Here is a 17,021-nt window from a genome sequence, read left to right on the forward strand (position 1 = left end):
GCAATCGCCCCATGTATCAACCATATCTCCATATAACTATTTTGTAATATAAATAATCATTTTCAATGAACCGCTTTATCAATAGGAGCTTTTATGAGTGAGCAAACCCCAAATACCGCTGCAAACGATGTTGAACAACTGATTCGTGATCAAATCAAAGACAACAAAGTTATCTTATATATGAAAGGTACGCCGCAATTTCCGCAGTGTGGTTTTTCAGCGCGCTCTATCGAAGTATTGACCCAAATCGGTCGTCCATTTGCGTTTGTCAATATTTTAGAAAATCCTGAAATTCGTGCAACTTTACCAAAAATTGCCAATTGGCCAACGTTTCCACAACTATGGATCGATGGTGAATTGATGGGCGGGTCAGACATTATTTTAGAGATGTATCAATCAGGCGAGCTTAAGCCATTGGTTGAAGCAAACAGCCCTGCTGCTTAATATTCAAGCGCTTTTATTGGACTGTATTAATGTCTAAATAAACGACCCATAATATTAAAGCACAGCAAACCCGAGTAGCCTTTCCTAATAGATTGGAATGGTTGCTCGGGGTTTTTTATTGTCTTGGTAATTGGTTGTTTTCATAGGTTTTAACCCCATATAGTGTTCAAGATAAATCCAGTTTAAATAATAAGAGATACTTATGAATAATCAATTAAATAATAGTGAATTAACCGAACAGCAAGCCATTGACCAAAAAAACGATCAGCAAAGTGAGCAACAAGAAGCGCTCGAGCAAGCTGCTATCGAAAAGCGCCGTGAACACCTAAAAAATGAATCTACGCGTATTATTGATATTGCGGGCAATGAGCCGAATTCAGCACTCAAATGTATCCATCAGCTTAGTGTGGCAGGTGGTGCGACTGAGAGTACATATGTCGCTATCGAACAACGTGTCATTGCGGATCAAGATACGGCGGGTGCTTATCACCTAGCATTGATGGCGCAAAATACACCAGATTTGCCGATTGATGCGCGTCAGCTAATTGAGTTGGTCGTCAATAAAGGCGATAACGATCAGCGCTTGGCATTACTCAAAAACTTACCACTGCCACCAGTTGAACTGATTAAAGATCAAATTTTAGCCAGTGATGACGGTGATGCGATCGGGCAGATGAATGCCTACTTGCAGATTAATCCAGAGGGTTATGGTAGTCAGCATATGCTAGGTAGTGGTCACGCAGATCGTATTGTGCCGCTGAGTCCTGGTAATAATTTAAGCTAAACCAAAATGATAATGATAATAACAATGACAATTAAACCTTAATTAGATGGCTCTTATGGCCTAACTTTTACTGCCACAGGTTAATTTTAATAGTTTTTACCGTAACGTTTTTTAAGCAGCGAAAAATTGTTATAATTGCCAGTTATCTATTTAGTTTCTTTTGCTTTTAAAGGTTTCTAACAACTTATCTTATCCGTTCTTAAAATACGATTGACGCCCCTCTATCACGCGACAAGTTATATTCAGTAATCGGTAACTTGTCGTTATAAACATCGTCATTCAAGTGAGGCATGCATGCAATATCCAAAACATTACGACGTGGTAGTCATCGGTGGCGGTCACGCCGGTACCGAAGCTGCTCTGGCAGCCGCACGTATGGGCGCGCAGACCTTGCTGTTGACGCATAATATTGAGACGCTCGGTCAGATGAGCTGTAATCCGGCGATTGGCGGTATCGGCAAATCACATTTAGTACGTGAGATTGATGCGTTGGGTGGTGCTATGGCATTGGCAACCGACAAGGCAGGTATCCAGTTTCGCGTATTGAATAGTCGCAAAGGTGCTGCAGTACGTGCCACCCGTGCGCAAGCGGATCGTATTTTGTACAAAGCCGCCATTCGTGAGACGCTTGAAAACCAGCCCAATCTTGATTTATTCCAACAAGGTGCTGATGATATTTTGGTAGAAAACGGTCGTGCGACTGCGGTTGTCACCTCGACAGGCATTATCTTTAAGACTGAAACTGTTGTACTGACTTCAGGTACATTCTTAGGCGGTGTTATTCACATCGGTCTTGAGAACTCAAAAGGCGGACGAGCAGGGGATCAGCCTTCCATTAAGTTGGCAGACCGTTTGCGTGAGCTCAAATTGCCAGTAGGTCGTCTAAAGACAGGCACGCCCGCTCGTATCGATGCGCGTAGCGTTGACTTTAGTGTGATGACCGTACAGCCCGGTGATACACCGTTGCCAGTGATGAGCTACATGGGTGATGTCTCTATGCATCCTGAGCAGGTCAATTGCTATATTACGCATACTAATGCGCGTACCCATGACATTATCCGTGAGAATTTAGACCGCTCGCCGATGTTCTCTGGCAAAATCGAAGGCGTGGGTCCACGTTATTGTCCATCGATTGAAGATAAAATTCACCGCTTTGCCGATAAAGACAGCCATCAAATCTTTATCGAGCCAGAAGGTCTGACCACGCATGAGCTGTATCCAAACGGCATCTCGACCAGCTTACCATTTGATGTGCAACTAGACTTTATTCATAGTATGAAAGGTCTAGAGAATGCGCATATTACCCGTCCCGGTTATGCGATTGAATATGATTATTTTGATCCACAAAATCTAAAACCGACGCTTGAGACCAAATCTATTGATCGCCTGTACTTTGCGGGTCAAATCAACGGTACGACTGGCTATGAAGAAGCGGGCGTGCAGGGTCTGCTAGCAGGGACGAATGCGGCGTTAGTGACCACTAATAATAGTGAGTTTGAAACTTGGACACCGCGCCGTGATGAAGCTTATCTTGGCGTGCTTGTCGATGATCTGATCACTCATGGCACTACTGAGCCGTATCGTATGTTTACTAGCCGTGCAGAGTATCGCTTATTACTACGTGAAGATAATGCGGATCAACGCTTGACTGAGACTGGTCGTAAACTTGGCTTGGTTGATGACGTGCGTTGGCAAGCTTATCAACAAAAAATGGAAGCCATCGCTACAGAATCCTCACGCCTAAAAGACATGTGGGCAACGCCTGCGAATGCTTTGGGACAAAAAGTCACTGAGCAAACAGGCGAAATACTTAGCAAAGAAGCGACTGCTTTTGATTTGCTGAAACGTCCGCAGATTCACTTTGCTGATATCGCTGCTATTACTGATTCGCAAGTCGCTGCACAGGTGGGTGAGCAGATTGAAATTTCTGTCAAGTACGCCGGCTACATTGATCGTCAGCAAGAAGATATTGATCAAATGAAGCGCTTAGAGAATACGGCGCTGCCAATCGATTTTGACTATAGTATCGTGTCAGGGCTATCAAATGAGATTGTGCAAAAGCTAACGCAAGTACGTCCTGCCACGCTTGCCCAAGCTGGGCGCGTGAGTGGTGTGACTCCTGCGGCTATTCAATTATTAGCCATGACAGTCAAAAAGCACAAAAAAGTCGCAGCAGCTTTGAATTTGTCGTAAAACATCACTAAAAAAAGAACACTGAATAAAGAATCTTAAATAGAGCTCATAACGTTGTTTAGTTATGGGCTCTTTTTATGGTCAAGCGCCTAACAATGCTCTTAACAATTTAAAAACAGCATAATACTGCTCTATTCTGTTTTGAGAACAAATAATAGGTAGAATAGGATTGTTAAAGATAATGGCGTTAGTCGATTATAGACAAGGAGTGCTTTTATGCCTTATGATAAATTATCAGACTTACCGGATGCGGTAAAAGACAACTTACCTAAACACGCACAAGAAATCTTTCGCGCGGCGTTCAATAGTGCGAGTAAACAGTATGATGAGGAGTCACGTTGGTTTGCTACCGCATGGGCAGCCGTTGAGAATGTCTACGAAAAAAATTCTGACGGTAAATGGGTAAAAAAACCAGATCATAAATAGATATGAAGTACACTGTAATGTCTCATTCTATAATGCTGTACTCTATGACATTTTAATCTTCCATTATTTAATCCGACCTATAACAAGTATATGCTCATGGCTTTGAAAACATAGCTTTGAGCATATTGCTGATCCGAGCTTATCTATGATCGAAGCCATTGTTTTTGCGATTACTATTGTACTGCCCAACCTTGCTTTAATGGGATTGGGCTTTTTTATGCAAAGACGCGGCGAGGCGAGTCAGACCTTTATCGATCAGTCCTCAAACTTCGTCTTTAATTACTGTTTGCCATGTTTGCTTTTCTTTAGTGTGGTCGATAGTGAGGTTGATTATGGCAAACAAATCACGCTGATAGTTGCTGGTATTTTAGTGACCTTTATTTTATTTATCGGTGCAGAAGTTTATGCCAAGCGTTTTGTCAGTCGTCCAGCGGATCAAGGGGTATTTGTACAAGGTATATTTCGCAGCAATATGGCTATTATCGGACTGGCGACAGTTGCTAACGCCTATGGAGAGCGAGGCTTAAGTATCGGTGCTGTATATATGGGCGTGGTGACAATATTATTTAATATCTTAGCCGTTATTACCCTCAGTCGTGTGTCCAAAAGCGTCGATGATACGTGGGCTAGTCGCAGCACCATGATCATTAAAAAACTATTTACCAATCCACTAATAATCGCCTTACTAGCCGCCTTTGCTTATAAGGCGTTGCCGCTACCACCGATAACTGGTGTTATTCATACGACTGGCGACTTACTAGCAGCTGTAGCATTGCCATTAGCACTGATTTGCGCCGGTGCTAGTATTGATTTAAAGTCGATGCTGCATCCTTCAGGATTATCCATGCAAGCCAGTATTGGTCGCATTGTTGTGGCGCCAATAATCGCTATCGCAGTAGGATTGGGCTTTGGGCTGACGGGTGTACATATGGGCGTGTTGTTTTTGATGGCAGCATCACCGACCGCTGCTGCTAGCTATGTAATGGCAAAGGCCATGGGTGGCAATGACGTGCTAGCAGCCAATATTTTGGCGTTTACCACGGTAGTAGGAATGTTTGGGATGGCGATTGGCGCGGCGATGTTACGTGCTTTAGGGTGGATGTAGTAACCATATGTAATGGCAATCTAGAGAAGCTACCTTCGTAAGTCGCATTTTTTAATTTACCTAAAAAACTGACAAGATTCTTATTTTGAAGTTTTTTTAATAATATAGTATTTACTGGGTGATGTTTCAACTTAGCATTAAAGTGTTATCGTTACGCCTATTGCCTTGCCTGATAGATAAAGGCATGATGATATGTATCTAAGTATTGAATAGATGGAAGTAACAATAACTTTATAATAAATACGATTATAAACTCACAAATTTAATAAACAAGGAGTGCTCATAGTGCAGTTATTAAACAAAGCGGTAGTGACCGAACATCTTAATATGCAAGCAGCCATTGATGCCATTGAAGAATTATTACATCAGCAAGCGGCGCATCCTAATTGGATTAAAGCGCCTGAACGTCTAGTCATTGAAACCTTTAGTGAAGATAAGAAGCATAGCTCAGGCTCGCATTTATCAATGCCAGCAACTATTTATGATGGTGAAAAAGAGTACACTGCCGTAAAGCTCGTCACTATTTGCCCTGATAATCCTAGTCGTGATATGCCAACGACCACTGCTATTATCACCGTATCAAACAATGATACCGGTGAGATATTAGCGATTATGGATGGCATTTATATTACGCAGGTGCGGACGGCAGCTTTATCAGGTATCGCTACTAAGTATATGGCAAAGTCTGATTGCCAAAGTGTCGCTGTTATCGGTTGTGGTGGTATGGCCTATGAGCAGTTAAACGCCGTATTAACAGTACGCCCTGAAATTAAAACAGTGTATTTATGGAATAGAAATCATAAAGGTGCAGAGCAATTTAAAACGAGTTTTGCCCGTGATTATACTCAGTGGGACGTTGAACTTAAGGTTTGCGCAGAGTTAAGTGATGCGGTCCGTGATGCAGATATTATTAACGTAGCAACGCGTGCTACTGAAGGTTTATTTAGTATTGATCAAATTAGATCTGATACACACATCAATGCGGTAGGCGCCTATCAAGCGACAATGAAAGAGATCGGTAACGACGTCGTTTCAAACAGTAGCATGGTTGTCGTTGATGATTTGGCTGGTAGCCGTCACGAAGCAGGCGATTTAATCCAAGCGCATGATAACTCTGATTGTGCATGGACATGGGATGATCTCAGTGGTGATTTGCAAGCGCTAGTAACGGGTGCACTAACAGAAGAGGCCACTAAATCTGATAAGGGAGTAACTTTGTTTAAGTCTGTAGGTGCGGCAAGTTTTGATGCGGCAGTTGCTCTATATGTTGCAAAACAAGCTGAACAAAAGAATCTTGGATCGTCAGTTGATTGGTAAGGCTATTTAAAAACGCTTTGTACTTTGTTATTTATTATAATTATTAGAACCGTAAAAAAGCCACCTTTTCAAATAAGAGAAGGTGGCTTTTTTAACATTAATTTAAAGTACATTAATTTAGGTTATCTCTATCGCGCTTATCTTTTAGCTGCCGTTTCCGTTTTGCAGTAGTATGATACGTCAGATAACCACCCAGTACCATCACTGCGATAAATGCGACAATATATAAAAATATTGATGAACCGATAAAAGTAGATGATTCCATGACCGCAATCTCATTAGAGTTCATCATTAATTATGCAAGCGTCTTATCTTGTTGTAAAGTAAACAAATTTAGCTCAGGTGTAAGTTCAAGTGAACGTAAACGCGCTGCTTGGTCATAAACGTTTGCCGTTACAATCAGCTCATCCGGCTCACATTTCGCAAGGAACTCAGCAAGCTTCGGTTTAACGGTCTCAACAGAGCCAATGAACGATATCGATAGCGCACTGTCTACCATCATCTTTTCTGCTGGACTCCAGATGCTATCCATATCATGAGTCGGTTTTGGCATTTGACCCGTTTCACCGCGGCGCAAGCGCACAAAACTCTGCTGCGCTGAGGTAAAGTGATAATGTGCGGTCGCATCGTCATCAGCAAGTAGTAAGTTCGCTGCTACCATGACATAAGGCTTGTCTAAATTGGCCGAAGGCTGGAATTGCTCACGATACGTAGTAATAGCCTGATTGAGCATTTGCGGTGCAAAATGAGAAGCAAACACATAAGGTAGTCCTAGATGTGCAGCTAGGGTAGCACCAAATAACGATGAGCCTAAAATCCAAATAGGAACGTTTGATTTGGCTCCAGGGAATGCCTGTACAGGACTATTATCTGTGCCATCACCCAAGAAGTACATCAACTCTTGTACATCTTGCGGAAAGCGCTCAGCATCTTTCATTTGCCTACGTAAGGCCTGAAAAGTCGCACCATCTGTACCAGGGGCGCGGCCCAAACCTAAATCAATACGGTCGCCATATAGCGCTTGCAAGGTGCCGAATTGCTCAGCGATGACAAGTGGGGCATGATTGGGAAGCATAACTCCGCCTGCGCCAATACGGATGCGCTTAGTTTGACTACCAATATGCGATAGTAGCACCGAGGTCGCTGCACTAGCGATACCGGGCATATTGTGGTGCTCAGCCATCCAGTAACGGTTGAAGCCGACTTCTTCTGCTTGTTGTGCGGTCTCAACGGTCTGGGCGATACCTTCAGCGATGGTTTTACCTTCAGGAACGGGAGCTAAATCTAAAAAGGATAAAGGAATTGTGTTACTCATAAATCACCTATTTTTTTATGATGCCGCATCTCAACGACATTATTATATTTGTATTTTTTTAAACATCAGCAGTTATAAAAAGCATTAGCCATAATAATGTGTCAGTCTTAAAGTGCTGGTTTTATGGTTCTAAGACGTTACTGCTTACTGATTGTTCAATAGTTAGTATGATGGGGCGGTTATATTGAATATAAAGGTGAGTGTTAATAATGATAACAAATCTCAACGCTTAGGAGGTAGGTCTTATGAAAATGAAAGGAGAGTCATGTTATATATGAAATCGCGGTCAATATATAGGCAAATGGCATTGATTTTTGACATAGAATGCTGACTGAGCGTATAGTTAAGATATTTGAATAAGTTTATGTAGATAATATTAAAAAATTTTTATTGCTTAATATTCAAATATCGCAGTTTTAAGCTTTAAGAATATAATGGTTCAAAATAATAAGGGATACATATTAATATTTCAGCTAGAAACCAGCTTAAGGGCAAAGTTGAAGAAATAAAAAAAAGGCCCTGTTTCTACGGAAGTAGTTATAGATATTAACGGTTCAGAAGTCGTTTCTAGCATCACGACAGGGTCTGCCGAAAGCTTGAGTCTTAACGTTGGAGACGACGTTGTTGCTATCATAAAAGCCAGAAATGTAATGGTCGAAAAAGAGTAGTTTATTAGTAATACAGATACTTAGAAAATTTAAAATTTATGGATTAAACTGTTTTTGACACAGTTATATAAAGTGCGCCCGTATTGACGAATTTTCGTACTATAATTTTTCGCTAAGAGGCATAGTATGATTTAATTATCAGCTCGTATTTACATATAAAGCTACAGTTTTGTATGGTAGTATTTTGTATTTATAATTGAGCTTTTTTTCAAGCTACATATTTTAATATTACGTTAAGCGACTGATGTTTTATTGAAATAAACTTAGAACTATATGTGTAAAACTTTGGAAATATTATAATGGAAAACAGTGGTGTTTTTATTGAGCAGGCTGAATACATTCAGCCTGCTGATTTTATTGAGTGGTCAAGTGATCACCCCAACGAAGATATTATTATAAAAAAGCTGACGCAATCAGGTGCAAAGCTTTTAACTGGTCCTCGAGGATGCGGAAAAACCACATTAATGCTCAAAGCTTACAATAAACTTTCAAAAAAAGGAGTTAGCGGAGCTTTCCCTATATACGTAAATTTTAAATCTTCGTTAAAATTGGAGCCAGTTTATAAAAGCAAAGCCAATGGTGGTTTTTGGTTCTCTCAGTGGATGTACTTGAAAATATATGAAGGTATTTATAATGGCTTTACTGATGTAGGTTTTTCAGATGAACTGCATCTCAGTGTCGAGTTAGATTTTGCGAAGAAAATTTTAGGATTACTGGAATTAGGAGAAATAGCTAAAGCTGAAAAAGAAAGTATCGAATTAACCACATATAATCTTGAAGACGATATCAACTATGTAATGTCCCTAACAGAAAAACCCAGATGTGTCATTCTTTTAGACGATGCAGCACATGCGTTTTCACCAGAACAACAACATGATTTTTTTGAGTTTTTCAGAAAAATTAAAAGTCGAAAAATATCACCAAAAGCAGCGATATATCCAGGTGTTACTAATTTTCCATCAACTTTTAATGTAGGTCATGATGCAGAAGAAATTAATGCATGGGTAAATCCTGAAGGGGAAAATTATATGTGGTTCATGACCACAATGCTCTCTAGAAGGTTGCCACAAGAAGTTTATGAAACGCTTACAAAAGAAGAGTCGTTATTAACAATAATGTGTTATGCAGCTTTCGGAATACCAAGAATATTACTGAATATGGTTAGAAGCTTCTATTTTGAAGAAGAGATTAACAATTTGTATAGATACAATATATCCTTTAATCGTACTAAATTACTTGCGCAAGTTAAGCAAAGTAATAAAAGTACTCTTGCAGTATATACATCACTTGAAAAGAAATTACCTACATATATTAATTATGTAGAGGAAGGAAATGACGTATTTAACAAAATTATTGATTTAATCAAGGTATATAATAAAGATAAAGTAGTAGAAAGAAAAAGTATTTCGATTGCAATTAAAAAGGAATTGAGTTCTGACTTAAAGAAAATATTAGGTTTTTTTCAATATGCTGGTTTGGCTAGTCATAAAGGACAAATTAGTAGAGGAGAAAAGGGGGTTTTTGAAATATACATCATTAACTTAGCTGCTCTTATTGATAATAATGCTATTCTTGCCTCCAAAGCGACTAAAACTGATGATATTGCGATCGCATTGAGAAATCGCAATGCTCATGAGTTTACTAGAACTAAATCTGATTACTTAATACCAGAAAATGGACCAGCACTAAAACTCAAAATGCCTGCGTGTCAAAACTGTGGTAAAGAAAGAAGTAATGACGAAGCGAGATTCTGTTCTAATTGTGGCTCACCTTTAAAAGCAGCTTCAATTTATGAGGAATTAGTAAATGAGGAAATTGACGTGCTTCCATTAACTACTATCAGGATAAAAGCTATTAAATCAAATTCAGGAATTAGACTTGTACGTGATATTTTACATGATATTGGTCACAAAGAGCTCTTATCAGTTCCACAAATTGCAACTCATTGGGCTACTAAGATTTATCACTTAGCAGAAGAGTATATATCATGACACTTGACTGGAAAAAATCAGTGAGTGCATGCGCTTCTACGGTGACAATACAGAACATAACCGACTACGTTGACATTTGCTCAGTATCCAAATCACCTATTGATAGCTTTTATACAGAAAGAAATAACCTTTTGAGAGCGATCACTCCTGACTATGCGATCTCAAATATATCAATACCACCTCTTGTGTTAGTTGGTTTAATTTCTCTTACGGAAAATTATTTTCGTGAGGTCTTAGCTGGTGTTATTACTATTTGTCCTAAAGCAAAGCAAAAAAGTGCAACAAAGAGCTTGAATTTAGCAACAGCTTGGATCGGTTTCGGTGAGATGGAAAAAGGAGCTTTTGAAAATACCTCGTTCTCTGATCCAAAAACAGTAAAGAAAAACCTTAATGATTTAGTTGGGATAAATATTTCAAGCAGTAACCAAATTTCTACTCCTCTAGATGAGTTTGGAAAACTATGTGAATTAAGACATGCCATCGTCCATAGTGCTGGCTTACTAGCAGGAAAAAATGCAGTTAATTTGGAGCTTCCAAACTCTAGGAACTCCGTCAAGATAAAGGTTGGCTATTCTGAACTTCAAGAAGCTGCAGAAGTTTGTACTGCTCTTGTATGTGCGGTCAACATAGAATTGTTTATAAACATAGCTACTAAATGGCTGAAAGAGTGGCCGAGAACACCTGCTTATCAAGGACACAATCTAAATCCCCTTTTCAAAAATGTATGGGGTTTATTTTTTTCTGAATTTGATCAAAGTAATGGATTGATTAGTGATTCTCTTTCGCAAATAAAAGCAAGAAATCAAATTGCTAGAACAAACGCATCATAATATAAAAATGCTTTTCGAAATATTTAATTTCTTGATAATTATTTATTAAAAATCCCAACTATTATGTAGTTCCTATTCTTTATAATCAAACTGCTTTTGACACAGCTCCATAAAAGCACGGCCATATTGGCGAATTTCTGCATCATCACGTACAGCCATCCAGCTGGTAAAGCGACCAAAGTGATCTACTGGAATAGCCGTTAAATTTTGGTAATGACTTGGCTCAAAAGCCATTTCAGCGATAATACCAATTCCTAAACCAAGACCGACGTAGGTGCTTATCACATCAGCATCGAGCGCTGCTAATACAATGTCAGGCTCTAACCCTGCAGCCTCAAAGGTTTTATCAATAGCGCTGCGTCCCGTAAAACCCCCGTGATAGGTTACTATCGGATAGCTGGCGAGAGTAGGTAGGTCGATGGATTCTTGTCCGGCAAGCTCGTGATCACTCGGTACAATAATACGGTGCGTCCAATCGTAATAGCGATAACAGCGTAGATAATTGTTATGGAGCAACGACTCGGTTGCAATACCGATATCGGCCTGCCCACGAATAACCATCTGCGCGATAGTCTCAGGGTCAGCCTGTTGCAGGATTAAATTAACTTTAGGAAAACGCTCTTTAAATTCTTTAACCACTTGTGGCAATACATAACGTGCTTGCGTATGAGTGGTGGCAATCGTTAACGTACCAATATTTGGATTATTAAAATCAAGACTAAGGTTCTCAATCGTACGAATTTCAGCAAAGATAGACTCAATATGCGGCATCAGCGCGGTGCCCATGGTCGTAAGACCAGTTAAGCGTTTGCCTTGACGGACGAACACTTCGGTTTTGAGTTGGTTCTCAAGTGCAGCAATATGCTTTGATAAGCTTGACTGACTGGTATGCAATACCGTCGCTGCTTGACTTAGGTTATAGCCATTAATCACCGTATGCCACACCGTCTCCAACTGTTTGAGTTGGATTTGTAGATGCCGCTGATTGACCACTACGTCGATTGCCATAACTTAATCCTATTGTATAAATATACAAACCCTGTCTGTATATAAAAATAAAAACGTATAAATATGCAGTAAGCGACCAGTGTAAATCAAATCTATTATTCTTGTATATAATAAATAGCTATCAATTTATAATAATTAGGAATATAGAGGAGTTGCTTTGTACAATGTGAAGCAATGAGCCTAAATGAGACCAATATCATAAACAAAAAAACAGCTATCTTCTAGAAGGTAGCTGTTTGTGGAATAAGGGTTATTACGTTAGTGTTAGAAAAAATTTATTCTATATCTAATAATTGCGATTAATCTAGATAAACAAAATCCTTATGCGATATCAAAACGATCCGCGTTCATGACCTTGCTCCAAGCGCGGACGAAATCATTGACGAATTTTTCTAAATTATCGTCTTGCGCATATAGCTCAGCATAAGCACGTAGTATTGAGTTTGAACCAAACACCAAATCTACACGGCTTGCTTGCCATTTTGTTTTTCCGGTACCACGCTCGCGTACTTCATAAAGATTAGAGGTATGAGGTGTATCGTTGCTTGTCTTGACTGGATGCCACGTATAGTTCATATCAGTTAGATTAACAAAGAAATCATTAGTAAGCACACCAGGTCTCTTAGTAAAAACGCCCTGTTGACTTTGACCATGGTTGGTATCTAAAACACGCATACCACCGATTAATACCACCATCTCAGGAGCAGTTAATCCCATTAATTGAGTGCGATCAAGCAGCATTTCTTCAGGCGCTACGGCATAGTTGCCTTGTACCCAATTACGATAACCGTCGTGCAATGGCTCTAAATCTGCGAAAGATTCAGTATCGGTCATTGCTTCTTCAGCATCACCGCGTCCTGCTTTAAATGGCACATTAATATCTACGCCAGCATCAACTGCAGCCTGTTCAATCGCAGCATTACCAGCTAGAACAATGAGGTCAGCTAAGCTAACATCTTTTTCAAACTCAGCTTGAATACGTGTCAATGTTTCAAGCACGCGTTGTAGTTGTGCTGGCTCATTACCGATCCAGTCTTTCTGCGGCGCAAGACGAATGCGCGCACCGTTAGCACCGCCGCGATAGTCTGAGGCACGGAAAGTACGAGCGCTATCCCAAGCAGTGATAATCAACTCTCGGCGGCTCAAATCGCTGTCTAATATTTGCGATTTTAAAGTCGCCATATCATCAATCGTCAATTCAGTATTGCCTGTCGGAATAGGATCTTGCCATACAAAGTCTTCGCTTGGCACATCTGACCCTAAGTAGCGAGCTTTTGGTCCTAAGTCACGATGCGTCAGTTTAAACCAAGCCTTAGCAAATACTTCATCGAAGTACTCTGGATTTTGATGGAATTTTTCTGAAATCTCACGATAGATAGGGTCTTTTTTCAGTGCCATATCAGCATCGGTCATGATCGGATTACGGCGTACACTTGGGTCATGCGCATCTAATGGGCGATCTTCTTCACGAATATCGGTAGGCTCCCATTGCCATGCGCCTGCTGGGCTTTTGGTTAATTCCCAGTTATGACCTAAGAGTAGCTCAAAATAACCATGATCCCATTGGGTTGGGTTGGTAGTCCATGCGCCTTCAATACCACTCGAAACCGTATCGCCTGCATTGCCTTTACCTTTAGGATTATGCCAGCCTAAGCCTTGTTCAGCCATATCCGCAGCTTCTGGCTCATCTTCTAGTATCGTTGCATCGCCATTACCATGACACTTACCAACGGTATGACCACCAGCAGTCAATGCTACCGTTTCTTCGTCATTCATCGACATACGGGCGAAGGTTGTGCGCATATCTTGAGCTGTTTTTAGTGGATCAGGGTTGCCATCGACCCCTTCAGGATTGACATAGATCAAACCCATTTGTACCGCTGCGAGTGGGTTTTCGAGTGATGTGCGCTCTTGGTCACTCTCGTAGCGATTTTCAGTTGCAGCAAGCCATTCACGCTCAGAGCCCCAGTAAATATCTTTTTCTGGATGCCAAATGTCAGCGCGACCACCAGCGAAACCTAAGGTTTTAAATCCCATCGACTCATAGGCCATGTTACCAGCCAAAATCATCAAATCAGCCCATGATAATTTATTGCCATACTTTTTCTTGATAGGCCATAATAAGCGACGTGCTTTGTCTAAGTTAACATTGTCAGGCCAGCTGTTCAGTGGTGCAAAGCGTTGATTGCCTGTATTAGACCCGCCACGACCATCAGCACTACGATAAGTACCAGCCGAATGCCAAGCCATACGAATCATCAGACCACCATAATGACCCCAATCTGCTGGCCACCATTCTTGTGATTCAGTCATCAAAGCTTTCAAATCTTGTTTGACGGCTTCTAAATCTAACTGTTTAAATGCTTCAGCATAGTCAAAGTCAGCACCCATTGGATTAGTTTTTTGGTCTTGCTGATGTAAGATATCTAAATTCAAGCTATTCGGCCACCAGTCGGTTGCTGCAGAAGCAGTGGTGGTGTGCGCTTGATGCATGACAGGGCAGCCGCCCATGCTAGGACGTTGCGGTGCATGTGATTGGTCTACGTTTTCACTATGGATAGTTGGACCTTTATCATCGCCTTGATCGTAGGTCGTGTTAGTTGCGACATTATTGTGAGCATCGTCACTACCGTGTTCAACTGGGCAACGTCCAGTTTCTAGTGGTGCATTTTTGTCAGTTGGGGTCGAGTTGGACATCGTATAACTCCTAGGCTCTTGTGGTAAATAAGATAACTGGCTAATTACGATAATTATCGGTCATACATAAAGCATATATAAAGACTGTTTATTTATAAAACTCATATATAAGAATTATAAGTTTTATATAACTCATCGTAATTCAATCGTCATAAAAAATTTTAGGATTATTTTTTTTCATTCTACTGCTGTATTTTTATTATATTGCGATAGAAAGCTATGACGTTACATTAATCCTTAATGATAGTAATGAAAAATTGTGTAATAAATAGCTATTAATTAATATTTCTGCAAGCTAATGCTACATAGATTTACTATGTAAATTGACATATGGTTGTTGAGATAGTTCTCAAGCGTTTTAATGCAAAAATATCGTTAGAATGTCTAGTCAAGGTAGGCGTTCTGAAGTACCATAATTCAATTTTGCTGCAAGTGTGGCTTTCTTTATGCAACTCTAAGCAACTTTTATCGATTTTTAGTATCAATTATTGCTGCTAACGATTGATAAAAGTTGTGCATAGTTGTGTTCTTTGTCTCAAGTTTTGGTGAGTTGTTATGTCTGCTGTCCAACCTGTGCCCCCAAATCCTCCAGTCGCCAAAAAGTCATGGGGAGACGCGGCCAAAGCCTATCTCGACCGGCGCGCTATTATCATGCTGTTCTTAGGGTTTGTTGCTGGTATTCCCATTTTGCTTATATTTTCAAGTCTTTCATTATGGTTGCGTGAGGCAGGTATTGATCGCGGCGTAGTAACGATGTTTAGTTGGGCAGCGCTTGGTTATTCGTTCAAATTTATTTGGGCGCCATTAGTCGATGCAGTACCACTTCCCATATTAACCAAACTACTAGGTCGACGTCGTAGCTGGATATTAGTCGCTCAGTTGATGATTATTTTGGCGATTTGCCTCATGGCTAGTGTCAACCCAACCAATGAAGGCAGCCTTGTTTATATGGCAATTGGCGCAGTATTGCTTGGTTTTTCTTCTGCTACCCAAGATATTGTCATTGATGCATACCGTATTGAGCTTGCGCCACCAAGCCTCCAGTCAGTGTTATCGGCGATGTATACGGCTGGTTATCGTTTAGGGATGATTGTCGCAGGGGCAGGCGCGCTATATTTAGCAGATTATTTTGGCTCAACTGAAACGTTTTATAGTTATGAGGCGTGGCGTAATACTTACTGGGTCATGGCAGGGGTTATGGGAATTGGTGTAGCGACCACTTTGATCATTCATGAACCAGTCAGTAATCAGGTGCGTGTTGAACGTAAAACCTCGGACTATTCGCGTTTAGTATTGGTATTTGCATTATCGGTCGTAGGCTTTGTATTCATATTTGCTAATTTGGGATCGTTATTGCCCGAAACAGAAAGTGCACTTTTAGGGTTTCTGTATGAATTAGTACGTATGGTATTGAGCTTAATAGTTGCCTTGATTATTGGTTATGGGTTAGTGAAGGTCAATCTTGTAGAAGCAGAAGTCGCCAAAACAACTTGGGTTGAGCCTATTGCTGACTTTTTCCGTCGTTATGGTAAAAAAGCATTATTGCTCCTAGCACTTATTGGTTTATATCGTATTTCAGACATTGTCGCAGGTGTGATTTCCAACGTTTTCTATCAGGATATGGGTTTTACTAAGACTGATATTGCAAATGCTGTCAAATTGGTCGGCGTCATTATGGTGATTGCTGGCGGCTTTTTAGGTGGGTTATTGGCACAAAAACTGCGTATGATGCAGGCAATGATGGTCGGGGCAATATTGGCTTGTACCACCAACTTGTTGTTCGTATTGTTGACATATCATCCAGGTAGCATGCCTTACATGTATCTAGCTGTGATCTTTGATAACCTTGCTGCAGGTCTTGCTAGTGCTGTATTCATTGCTTTCTTGTCTGCACTGACCTCTATTCGCTTTACCGCTGTACAGTATGCGATATTTTCATCACTCATGACCTTATTGCCAAAGGTACTGGGTGGTTATTCTGGTACCATCGTTGATAGCACCAGTTATCCGTTCTTCTTTATCTTTACCTTCGCTATTGGTATTCCTATTTTGGCATTAATTTATTTTGTCGATAAGCATATTGTCATTGGTGATAATGACGACATTTATGGCGACGATGACACTAATAATGATGGTGATAATAATGGTAAACCGATACTAACGAAGGCGAACCCTAATTTGACAAATACCAATGAGCCACCACGGGCTACCGATTAAGCCTGAGATAAGCAAATAAACGATTT

13 protein-coding genes are annotated in these 17,021 nt (G+C 40.4%); 9 read left to right on the plus strand and 4 right to left on the minus strand.

Annotation, left to right across the window (positions count from 1 at the left end; all coding sequences use genetic code 11):
• Window positions 1–93: 93 nt before the first annotated feature.
• From grxD to AK823_RS06315, 6 genes are all read left to right on the plus strand, one after another.
• Window positions 94–444, plus strand: coding sequence for a Grx4 family monothiol glutaredoxin (grxD, locus tag AK823_RS06290; RefSeq protein ID WP_068035543.1), 351 nt, complete (start codon window positions 94–96; stop codon window positions 442–444).
• 202 nt (window positions 445–646) lie between these two features.
• Window positions 647–1,228, plus strand: a complete 582-nt coding sequence (locus AK823_RS06295; RefSeq protein ID WP_068327387.1) for a hypothetical protein — start codon at window positions 647–649, stop codon at window positions 1,226–1,228.
• A gap of 294 nt (window positions 1,229–1,522) precedes the next feature.
• Window positions 1,523–3,421 (plus strand): tRNA uridine-5-carboxymethylaminomethyl(34) synthesis enzyme MnmG, encoded by a 1,899-nt coding sequence (gene mnmG / locus AK823_RS06300; RefSeq protein WP_068327390.1) that lies wholly within the window; start codon window positions 1,523–1,525, stop codon window positions 3,419–3,421.
• A gap of 216 nt (window positions 3,422–3,637) precedes the next feature.
• Window positions 3,638–3,847: a ChaB family protein gene (locus AK823_RS06305; RefSeq protein ID WP_068035549.1), complete on the plus strand. Its 210-nt coding sequence runs from the start codon at window positions 3,638–3,640 to the stop codon at window positions 3,845–3,847.
• Window positions 3,848–3,992: 145 nt separating this feature from the next.
• On the plus strand, window positions 3,993–4,952 hold the full coding sequence (locus tag AK823_RS06310) for an AEC family transporter (RefSeq protein WP_068327393.1): 960 nt from the start codon (window positions 3,993–3,995) through the stop codon (window positions 4,950–4,952).
• Between the two features lie 285 nt (window positions 4,953–5,237).
• The gene (locus AK823_RS06315) at window positions 5,238–6,269 is read left to right on the plus strand and encodes an ornithine cyclodeaminase family protein (RefSeq protein ID WP_068327396.1); all 1,032 of its coding nucleotides are present in this window, start codon (window positions 5,238–5,240) and stop codon (window positions 6,267–6,269) included.
• Window positions 6,270–6,381: 112 nt separating this feature from the next.
• Here the strand turns inward: AK823_RS06315 and AK823_RS06320 are convergent, their stop codons facing one another.
• Together AK823_RS06320 and AK823_RS06325 are read right to left on the minus strand one after the other, a co-directional pair.
• Entirely contained in the window at window positions 6,382–6,561 is a 180-nt protein-coding gene (locus AK823_RS06320) for a hypothetical protein (RefSeq protein WP_068035554.1), read from the minus strand.
• Between the two features lie 3 nt (window positions 6,562–6,564).
• Entirely contained in the window at window positions 6,565–7,584 is a 1,020-nt protein-coding gene (locus tag AK823_RS06325; RefSeq protein WP_068035556.1) for an LLM class flavin-dependent oxidoreductase, read from the minus strand.
• A 967-nt stretch (window positions 7,585–8,551) separates the two neighbouring features.
• On the opposite strand from AK823_RS06325, the gene AK823_RS06330 reads away from it, so the two are divergent.
• A complete protein-coding gene (locus AK823_RS06330; RefSeq protein ID WP_068327398.1) occupies window positions 8,552–10,243 on the plus strand; it encodes a zinc-ribbon domain-containing protein in 1,692 nt (563 codons plus the stop codon).
• Window positions 10,240–11,073 carry a hypothetical protein gene (locus AK823_RS06335; RefSeq protein ID WP_068327401.1) on the plus strand — a complete coding sequence of 278 codons (834 nt, stop codon included), beginning with the start codon at window positions 10,240–10,242 and terminating at the stop codon, window positions 11,071–11,073. Before AK823_RS06330 ends, AK823_RS06335 begins: the two co-directional genes overlap by 4 nt.
• A gap of 72 nt (window positions 11,074–11,145) precedes the next feature.
• On the opposite strand, the gene AK823_RS06340 is transcribed toward AK823_RS06335, so the two are convergent.
• Together AK823_RS06340 and katG are read right to left on the minus strand one after the other, a co-directional pair.
• Window positions 11,146–12,081 carry a LysR substrate-binding domain-containing protein gene (locus AK823_RS06340; protein WP_068327405.1) on the minus strand — a complete coding sequence of 312 codons (936 nt, stop codon included), beginning with the start codon at window positions 12,079–12,081 and terminating at the stop codon, window positions 11,146–11,148.
• Window positions 12,082–12,402: 321 nt separating this feature from the next.
• Entirely contained in the window at window positions 12,403–14,592 is a 2,190-nt protein-coding gene (gene katG, locus AK823_RS06345; protein WP_068330189.1) for a catalase/peroxidase HPI, read from the minus strand.
• 741 nt (window positions 14,593–15,333) lie between these two features.
• Here katG and AK823_RS06350 point away from each other — a divergent pair.
• Window positions 15,334–16,995: an MFS transporter gene (locus AK823_RS06350; protein ID WP_068035559.1), complete on the plus strand. Its 1,662-nt coding sequence runs from the start codon at window positions 15,334–15,336 to the stop codon at window positions 16,993–16,995.
• Window positions 16,996–17,021 lie beyond the last annotated feature (26 nt).

Source organism: Psychrobacter sp. P2G3 (assembly GCF_001593285.1).
Lineage (GTDB): Bacteria > Pseudomonadota > Gammaproteobacteria > Pseudomonadales > Moraxellaceae > Psychrobacter.

Excerpts from the sequence above, each read along its gene's own strand:
- AK823_RS06310 (WP_068327393.1), top strand. The coding sequence starts at position 3,993 with ATGATCGAAGCCATTGTTTTTGCGATTACTATTGTACTGCCCAACCTT.
- AK823_RS06325 (WP_068035556.1), bottom strand. The coding sequence starts at position 7,584 with ATGAGTAACACAATTCCTTTATCCTTTTTAGATTTAGCTCCCGTTCCT.
- AK823_RS06305 (WP_068035549.1), top strand. The coding sequence starts at position 3,638 with ATGCCTTATGATAAATTATCAGACTTACCGGATGCGGTAAAAGACAAC.
- AK823_RS06330 (WP_068327398.1), top strand. The coding sequence starts at position 8,552 with ATGGAAAACAGTGGTGTTTTTATTGAGCAGGCTGAATACATTCAGCCT.
- grxD (WP_068035543.1), top strand. The coding sequence starts at position 94 with ATGAGTGAGCAAACCCCAAATACCGCTGCAAACGATGTTGAACAACTG.
- katG (WP_068330189.1), bottom strand. The coding sequence starts at position 14,592 with ATGGGCGGCTGCCCTGTCATGCATCAAGCGCACACCACCACTGCTTCT.
- AK823_RS06335 (WP_068327401.1), top strand. The coding sequence starts at position 10,240 with ATGACACTTGACTGGAAAAAATCAGTGAGTGCATGCGCTTCTACGGTG.
- AK823_RS06350 (WP_068035559.1), top strand. The coding sequence starts at position 15,334 with ATGTCTGCTGTCCAACCTGTGCCCCCAAATCCTCCAGTCGCCAAAAAG.
- mnmG (WP_068327390.1), top strand. The coding sequence starts at position 1,523 with ATGCAATATCCAAAACATTACGACGTGGTAGTCATCGGTGGCGGTCAC.
- AK823_RS06340 (WP_068327405.1), bottom strand. The coding sequence starts at position 12,081 with ATGGCAATCGACGTAGTGGTCAATCAGCGGCATCTACAAATCCAACTC.
- AK823_RS06295 (WP_068327387.1), top strand. The coding sequence starts at position 647 with ATGAATAATCAATTAAATAATAGTGAATTAACCGAACAGCAAGCCATT.
- AK823_RS06320 (WP_068035554.1), bottom strand. The coding sequence starts at position 6,561 with ATGATGAACTCTAATGAGATTGCGGTCATGGAATCATCTACTTTTATC.